The following is a 7,186-nucleotide window of genomic DNA, read 5'->3' as shown; positions in this document are numbered from 1 at the left end:
CTTCATTGTCGAGAACCAAGCGCACAGCGCGCTCGCGAACCTCAGCGGAAAACTTGTTCGTCGTCTTGCTCATGATGCTCCATCCTACTCAGGAGTTGGAGCCTCCGGCAAACCCGGTGCGGTTCAGTTGATAGATCACCTCTTCTCTGAGGCTGATTATCGCCGACTCTATGTGGAAATCGATGCTGAAAACCAAGCATCGGTGAGACTCATCGAACGCCTGGGTTTTGTCCGGGAAGGTTACCTGCGCCAGCACGAAGTGACGCACAAGGGGCTGTGTGATATGCTCATTTATGGCCTTCTGCGTAACGAGTGGTTGGCAATGAAAGGTTAACCCTCGAATGGCAGCTTTGCGGGACGAAGCAGACGGTCAGCGTTCAGTAGTCATTCAAAAATCGCGTGAGATCCGTGTTCGATATCGTCAAGAATTCTGGGTACTTCGTCGGCATCTGATCATATGTCCCAGACCATGTTAGATGCAGACAGAACACGTTCTGTCTGTCTTCAGGATCGAGAACCAGAACATCATCGTTCGCGCTACATTGCGCAATCACAACAAGCCTTTCCGAGACAGAGAAGAGAGGGTGCTGTGGACCGATTTCTCTTTTCAACTCCCTGGCTATGAGCTTTGACGCGACTTCGTCCGGGTAGAACCAGTCGCTGTTTTCAGGAATGCTTGGAAGCTCAAACGTCATTGTACGTTCCCACTCGTGGTGATCTGGCGCTGCTCTTATCACAAGTGACCGCTAAGGGCTCAAAGCGTCGAAGGGCCACCACATACAGATAAAGCCTCCCAGAACAGGAGGCTTTAACGTGTTTGATGGGTTTCAACGTGTCAGGCCCCGAGGCCTGGGCCCGCGCGCTCAGCCCTTCGCGTTCACCAGCGTATAGGTGCCCTGCCCCGAGAGGATGGTGCGGAAGCCGCCCGGCTCGTCGAGCGAGAATACGATGATCGGCAGGTCGTTGTCACGGGCCAGCGCAATCGCGGTCGCATCCATCACGCCGAGATGTTTCTCCAGCGCCTCGTCGTAAGAAACGGTCTCGTAGCGTTTGGCGTCAGAGTGTTTTTTCGGGTCTTTGTCATAAACGCCGTCGACCTTGGTGCCCTTGAACACCGCCTCACAGCCCATCTCATTGGCACGCAGCGTCGCCGCCGTGTCGGTGGTGAAATAGGGGTTTCCGGTGCCGGCGGCGAAGATGCAGACGCGTTTTTTCTCAAGGTGGCGCACGGCGCGGCGGCGGATATAGGGCTCGCAGACCTGATCCATCGGGATGGCCGAGATCACGCGGGTGAAAACGCCGATCTGCTCCAGCGCCGATTGCATGGCCAGCGCGTTCATCACGGTGGCGAGCATCCCCATATAGTCGGCGGTCGTGCGCTCCATCCCTTGTGCGGATCCGGCGAGGCCGCGGAAGATATTGCCGCCGCCGATCACCATACAGATCTCGACGCCCAGCTCCTGGACGGCTTTCACCTCTTGCGCGATGCGGGCGACGGTGGGCGGGTTCAGGCCAAAGCCCTGATCCCCCATCAGCGCCTCGCCCGAGATTTTCAGCATCACCCGCGAGTATTTAACGCCCGAGCCTGACATAGCTGATCCTGACACGGGTCCACCCGTAACTATCCCGGAAGCGGGCTTTGTGCTTGCGCTGGACATGGGAATCCCCTGGTCTTGTTCTGATTTTGAAATTGCGTGCAAAATGGTCGAAAAGCGGGGCGGGATCAACCGCTGATCTGCCGGGTAACCGCGCAAAACCGAAGCGCGGCGAAACCCCGCACACGGCCCCTCCATCGCCTCTTGCATCGCCTGCCGCATGGGGCGAAATCACTAGGACGCAGCAGCCAGATCATAGCCAGGACCGGGACCGACAACAGTGACAGACATAAGCGGGATCTCACGCGAATTGCCGGTGCTGATCGCAGGCCCGACCGCCAGCGGCAAATCCACCCTGGCGATGGAGATCGCGGCACGTGACGGGCGCGTGATCGTCAATGCCGATGCGCTGCAGGTCTATCAGTGCTGGCGGGTGCTGACCGCCCGCCCCTCGCTGGCCGATGAGGCCCAGGCACCGCATCTTCTTTATGGTCATATCGCGCCCGCGCAGGACTACTCGGTCGGCCACTGGCTGCGCGAGATCACCGCGCTGATGGAGCGGCCGATGGTGATCGTCGGCGGCACCGGGCTTTACTTTATGGCGCTGACCGAGGGGCTGGCAGAGGTGCCGCCCGTGCCGCCAGAGGTTCGGGCCGAGGCCGATCTTTTGCGCCAGCGGGACTATGCCGCAATGCTGGCGGGCCTTGATCCGCAGACCGCCGCCCGCATCGATCTGAACAATCCCGTCCGGGTGCAGCGCGCATGGGAGGTCTTGCGCAGTACCGGGCGCGGCCTGGCCGAATGGCAGGCCCGGACAGGCCCGGCGCTGATCCCGCGCCAGCGCGCCGAGGCGCTGGTGATCCGCCCGGAAACCGACTGGCTGAACGCGCGGATCGACAGGCGCTTTGATCTGATGCTGGCTGAGGGCGCCCTGGCCGAGGCCGAAGCGATGCGCGAAACATGGGAGCCTGGCCGCCCCTGGGCAAAGGCCATCGGCGCCCCCGAGCTGATCGCCCATCTTGAGGGCCATATGCCACTGGATCAGGCCGTCGCCAGCGCCAAACTGGCCAGCCGCCAATATGCCAAACGCCAGCGCAGCTGGTTTCGCAGCCGGATGCAGGACTGGCGGGCGATCAGCCTGCCCTGACGCCACTCGCCCCGGGGAATGGAACCAGGGGTGACGCGCAGGGCCAGGGACAGCGCCGGGGCCTGCACCGGGGCCTGCACCGGGACCCGCGCTGAAGGATGGATAACCGCTTTCAGGCGCAAAGATCCCAGCCGGGCTGGGCGGCGAAAAATTAACCTCAATGCCACATTTTTGCTTTTGAATTAACCGGGGCGGTGCTTACGCTGCAGCCATCGGCAGAAAAGATAAGAAGCAATGCAAGACTTTACCGCGATCTCCAACCTTCGTGTCCTCGCCATTCCGCGGCTTGCTGCCGCTGGCCGCTGGCGGGTAGAGGCGATGCGTTCCCTGTCTGAACCCTGCCTTTTGTGGTTCACCAAAGGCCAGGGCCGCATCACGGTCCAGGGGACGACGCGCGGCTATACCGCACATAATGTGGTCTTCATCCCGCCGGGCGTGATGCATGGCTTTGACGCGGGCCCCTCGGTTTTCGGCACGGCGGTGTTCTTTGGCCGCAACAGCACGCTGCCTTTGCCCGCCCAGCCGCAGCATCTGCGCATCCGCGAATCACACGCTCAGCATGAGATCAACACGCTGCTTGATTCGATCACCCGTGAGATGAACTCTGACATTCCGGCCCATGATCGGGCCACTTCGCATTATGTCGGGCTGCTTGGGGTGTGGCTTGAGCGCCAGATCAACCGCGCCGAGCCTGAGACTTTGCATCACGACGCCCCCCGCCGCCTGGCGGCCCGCTATGCGACCCTGCTGGAGCGTGAATTCCGCTCTGGCCTGGGGGTGGCCGATTTTGCGGCAAAGCTGAATGTGACGCCGACCCATCTCAGCCGCTGCTGCAAACAGGCCTGCGGCAAGCCTGCATCGGTGCTGCTGCAGGACCGCCGGATCTTCGAGGCGCAGCGGCTGCTGGCTGAAACGAAAATCCCGGTCGGCCATATCGCGGCCAGCCTGGGCTTTGCCTCGCCCGCCTATTTCACCCGCGCCTTCCACCATCTGACGGGGAAATCGCCGACCGCCTTCAGACGGGCGGCCTGACTGCCAGCCTGACAGCCCGCAAACAACCGGGTGAAATGGCTGGTCGATTGCGATCAGCCGCTGATCTGGCGGGCCAGGCGTGCGGCATTTGCCTTTGTGCGCCTGCGCACCGGGCGCAGCGCCGCCTCGGCCATGGCTGTGGGCGAGGCCCCTTTCATTGCAGCCGTCATCACCGCGACATGGGCCTCCTGCAAAGCCGCCAGCTTTTCAGAGATCATCCGCGCATTCTCATCGGGTGAGACGGGCCAGATCCCCATCATCCCGGCCATGCGCATGGCAATCACCGCCTGGGCCTCGGCCAGCATGACCGAACTGCGAAGCCCCAGCCGCATCATCTGCGACGGGCTGGGTGGCATGAAGGGAAACATTCCGGCTACCTCTTGCGATCTGCCGCAGGGGGCCACAGCGGCAAAAAGCCAGCGGCCTGCGTGCAAAGATGCAATCTAGACGCATGTTAGCGGGTGACAAGCGGCCAGACGCAAAAAAACGGGGGGAATTTTCATCCCCCCCGCGCATCTGTCGCAAATCTGCGCCGCATCGGGCGTCTTAACGCATCGTGCCAAAACTCTGTGCAGCAGCAGGCTGTCTCAACCTCAGCCTCAGATCAGAGCGCCTCGCCCTCGGCGGCATAGGTCACGCGCCCGCCGCAGATGGTCAGCGCAACCTGCACCGCGCCCAGCTGATCGGGGGGCACCGTCTCGGGGTCGGCCTGCAGCAGCACCAGATCCGCCGCCAGCCCCGGCACCAGACGCCCGGTGATATGGTCGGTATGCGCAGCCCAGGCCCCGCCCGCCGTATAGGCATGCAGCGTTTCCTCAAGGCTGAGGCGCTCATCGGTGCAATCCTCGCTGAACGGCACCCGCGTCACCGCCGCCTGGACCGAGCGCATCACCGCCACATCCGTCACCGCCCAGTCAGAGGCATAGGCGATCGGCGCGCCATTCTCTTTCAGCGTTTTATGCAGATAGGCATCGGGCCAGCGGGCAGCGCCAATATTGGTCAGCGTCGGCTCCATGCCGAAATCCATCGCGCCCGGCGGATGCGAGGGCTGCAGGCTGGCCACGATCCCCAGCACGCCCAGACGCGGCACATCGGCGCGGTCGATCAGCTCGATATGTTCAATGCGGTGGCGCGAGTCGCGCTTGCCGTTTTGCAGCTGCGCGACCTCATAACCGTCGATCACCGTGCGCACCGCGCCATCGCCAATCGCATGAACGGCGATCTGCAGCCCGCGGCGGTCGATCTCGGCGGCCAGCGGATTGAAGACCTCAGGCGGGAAGAGCGCCACCGATTTATGGCCGGGGATCAGCGGATAGTCGTTGATCATATAGGCGGTGCCGGAATCCAGCACCCCGTCCATGAACATCTTCACAAAGCCCGAACTCAGCCATTCGTCGTTGAAGCTGGTGGTCATCTCAACCGCGCGGTCAAGCTGGGCATGATCCATATTCGGCTTGTAATGGAAGGGCACTTTGACGCGGGCGATCAGCCGGCCCTCATCCTGCAGCTCGCGCAGGCATTCCAGCGTATAGCGATTGCCATCCATCATCACCATCGAAGTGATGCCGTATTTCGCGCAATGCTTCAGCCCGATCTCGAACTGATCCTTGTCCTGATCACGCTCGGCCTGGCTGGGTTTGGGATCGGGCTCGCCCCCGGTCGCAATGCCAAGGTTCAGCCGCCCGCGCCCGGCCAGCGCTACGATCCGGCTGAAGGCCTCAAATTCCAACAGCTCGCCGGTGGCCAGGCCGTCTTCGCCCATAACCACCTCATGGCCGGGCGAGGTTTCATAGCCGTTCAGCGTATCGGAAAGCTGCAGCGCCAGCGTATTGGCCCAGATGGTGTGATGGTCATGCGAGGTCATCGCAATCGGGCGGTCAGAGATGATGCGGTCAAGGTCATGGCGGGTCACGCCGCCCTCGATCATTGCATAATCGGCACCCTGCCCCATCAGGAACGGCAAATCCGGGTTGGCAGCCGCATAGGCCTGGAAGGCATCGCGCAGCGCGTCAAAGCCATGCACCTTGCCCAGCTGCAGATCGTAAAGCTCTGATCCGCCCAGCCCCAGATGCAGATGGCTTTCGACAAAGCCCGGCAAAAGCATCCGCCCACCCGCATCGACCACTTTCGTCGCGGGCCCTTTGCGGGTGATGACATCAGAGTTGCTGCCCACCGCCAGGATACGGCCTGCGGCAATCGCCACCGCCTCGGCACGGGGCTGGGCCTCATCCATGGTCAGGACTTTGGCATTGATGAAAATCAGATCGGCAGACATTTCGCTGGCTCCATGCGGCAGAAAGGCGGCCCGCTGCGGGCCGCCCTGGTCGGTTTATGCGCCTGTCGCGCCCCCAGGGGCGCGGGGGCGCTTATTTCATCAGCTCGGTCCAGATCGCGGTCATATATTCCTGGGCCTTGGGCGAGCAGGTCTGCAGGAAATGACCCGCCTTCATTGCCTCGGCCGGGATCTCGATCTCGGGCGCGCCTTTCATCTCTTCGGGCAGGAAAGGCTCGGATCCGGTGATGCCATTTGCGTATTTCGCATAGGCCGAGATCAGCGCGGCGTTTTCCGGTTCCATGATGAAGTTCAGGAAGTTATAGGCGCCCTCGGGGTTTTTCGCATCCGAGAGGATCGCAACCGAATCCATGAACAGCGGGAAGCCCTCTTTCGGATAGCCGAAATGCACATCCGGGTTGTTGATGCGCGAGCGCAGCGCCGCCCCGTTCCAGTAGACAGTCGCGCCCCAGTCATTGCTCGACATCTTTTCGGTCGCGCCGTAATCCATCGCGATCCAGTCCGGCTTGGCGGCGATCAGCGCGTCACGCACCTGTTTCAGCACCACCGGATCCTCGGAACAGGTCTCGCCGCCGAAATACCAGACCGCCATATTGACGATATCGTTCATCTCTGGCGTGACGTTGATCTTGCCTTTCAGCTCGTCCGGCACATCCAGCCACAGGGCCGAGGTGTTGATATCGCCGTCATAGACGGTTTTATTGACCATGATGCCGGTCGAGCCCCATTGCCACGGAACCGAGTTCTTGCGACCCGGATCCCATTCGACATCCTGCCATTCGGGGGCGATATTGCCGATATTCGACAGTTTCGAATGGTCGAGGTCAATGACCAGCCCCTCTTCGACGAAAATCGGCAGGTAGTTGGCCGAGGGAACCACCATGTCAAAGCCGTGGCCACCGGCGCGGATCTTGGCCAGCGCAGTGTCATTCGCGTCATAATCGGTGACGGTGACCTTGATGCCGGTTTCCGCCTCGAATTTCTTCAGCAGCTCGGGGTTGGTATAGTCACCCCAGTTGTAAAGCTGCAGCTCTTTGTCATTGGCGGCAGCAAAGCTGGCGGTGGCACAAAGCAGCGCCACTGTTCCCAGAAGTTTTTTCATCATCATCTCCCTGTAGA

General features: G+C 61.6%; 8 protein-coding genes. 3 read left to right on the top strand and 5 right to left on the bottom strand.

Annotated elements, in window-relative coordinates; genetic code table 11:
- On the top strand, positions 1–334 hold a 334-nt coding region (locus HOY34_RS12270), incomplete at its 5' end, for a GNAT family N-acetyltransferase (RefSeq protein ID WP_172363230.1).
- A gap of 43 nt (positions 335–377) precedes the next feature.
- On the opposite strand, the gene HOY34_RS12265 is transcribed toward HOY34_RS12270, so the two are convergent.
- Positions 378–695, bottom strand: coding sequence for a hypothetical protein (locus HOY34_RS12265; RefSeq protein WP_172363228.1), 318 nt, complete (start codon positions 693–695; stop codon positions 378–380).
- Between the two features lie 168 nt (positions 696–863).
- Positions 864–1,592, bottom strand: coding sequence for a UMP kinase (gene pyrH / locus HOY34_RS12260; protein ID WP_172363226.1), 729 nt, complete (start codon positions 1,590–1,592; stop codon positions 864–866).
- A 283-nt stretch (positions 1,593–1,875) separates the two neighbouring features.
- Here pyrH and miaA point away from each other — a divergent pair, with 283 nt between their 5' ends.
- Both miaA and HOY34_RS12250 read left to right on the top strand, forming a co-directional pair.
- Positions 1,876–2,742: a tRNA (adenosine(37)-N6)-dimethylallyltransferase MiaA gene (gene miaA, locus HOY34_RS12255; RefSeq protein ID WP_172363224.1), complete on the top strand. Its 867-nt coding sequence runs from the start codon at positions 1,876–1,878 to the stop codon at positions 2,740–2,742.
- 234 nt (positions 2,743–2,976) lie between these two features.
- The gene (locus HOY34_RS12250; protein WP_172363222.1) at positions 2,977–3,774 is read left to right on the top strand and encodes an AraC family transcriptional regulator; all 798 of its coding nucleotides are present in this window, start codon (positions 2,977–2,979) and stop codon (positions 3,772–3,774) included.
- 53 nt (positions 3,775–3,827) lie between these two features.
- On the opposite strand, the gene HOY34_RS12245 is transcribed toward HOY34_RS12250, so the two are convergent.
- From HOY34_RS12245 to HOY34_RS12235, 3 genes are all read right to left on the bottom strand, one after another.
- Positions 3,828–4,142 carry an antifreeze protein gene (locus tag HOY34_RS12245; RefSeq protein WP_172363220.1) on the bottom strand — a complete coding sequence of 105 codons (315 nt, stop codon included), beginning with the start codon at positions 4,140–4,142 and terminating at the stop codon, positions 3,828–3,830.
- Between the two features lie 236 nt (positions 4,143–4,378).
- On the bottom strand, positions 4,379–6,049 hold the full coding sequence (locus tag HOY34_RS12240; RefSeq protein WP_172363218.1) for an amidohydrolase: 1,671 nt from the start codon (positions 6,047–6,049) through the stop codon (positions 4,379–4,381).
- A 91-nt stretch (positions 6,050–6,140) separates the two neighbouring features.
- Positions 6,141–7,169, bottom strand: a complete 1,029-nt coding sequence (locus HOY34_RS12235; protein ID WP_172363216.1) for an extracellular solute-binding protein — start codon at positions 7,167–7,169, stop codon at positions 6,141–6,143.
- Between the last annotated feature and the right edge of the window lie 17 nt (positions 7,170–7,186).

The sequence above is a fragment of the Pseudogemmobacter hezensis genome (assembly GCF_013155295.1).
Lineage (GTDB): Bacteria > Pseudomonadota > Alphaproteobacteria > Rhodobacterales > Rhodobacteraceae > Pseudogemmobacter > Pseudogemmobacter hezensis.
Note: the sequence above shows the minus strand (reverse complement) of the source record. Positions and strands in the feature narration are given on the sequence as shown.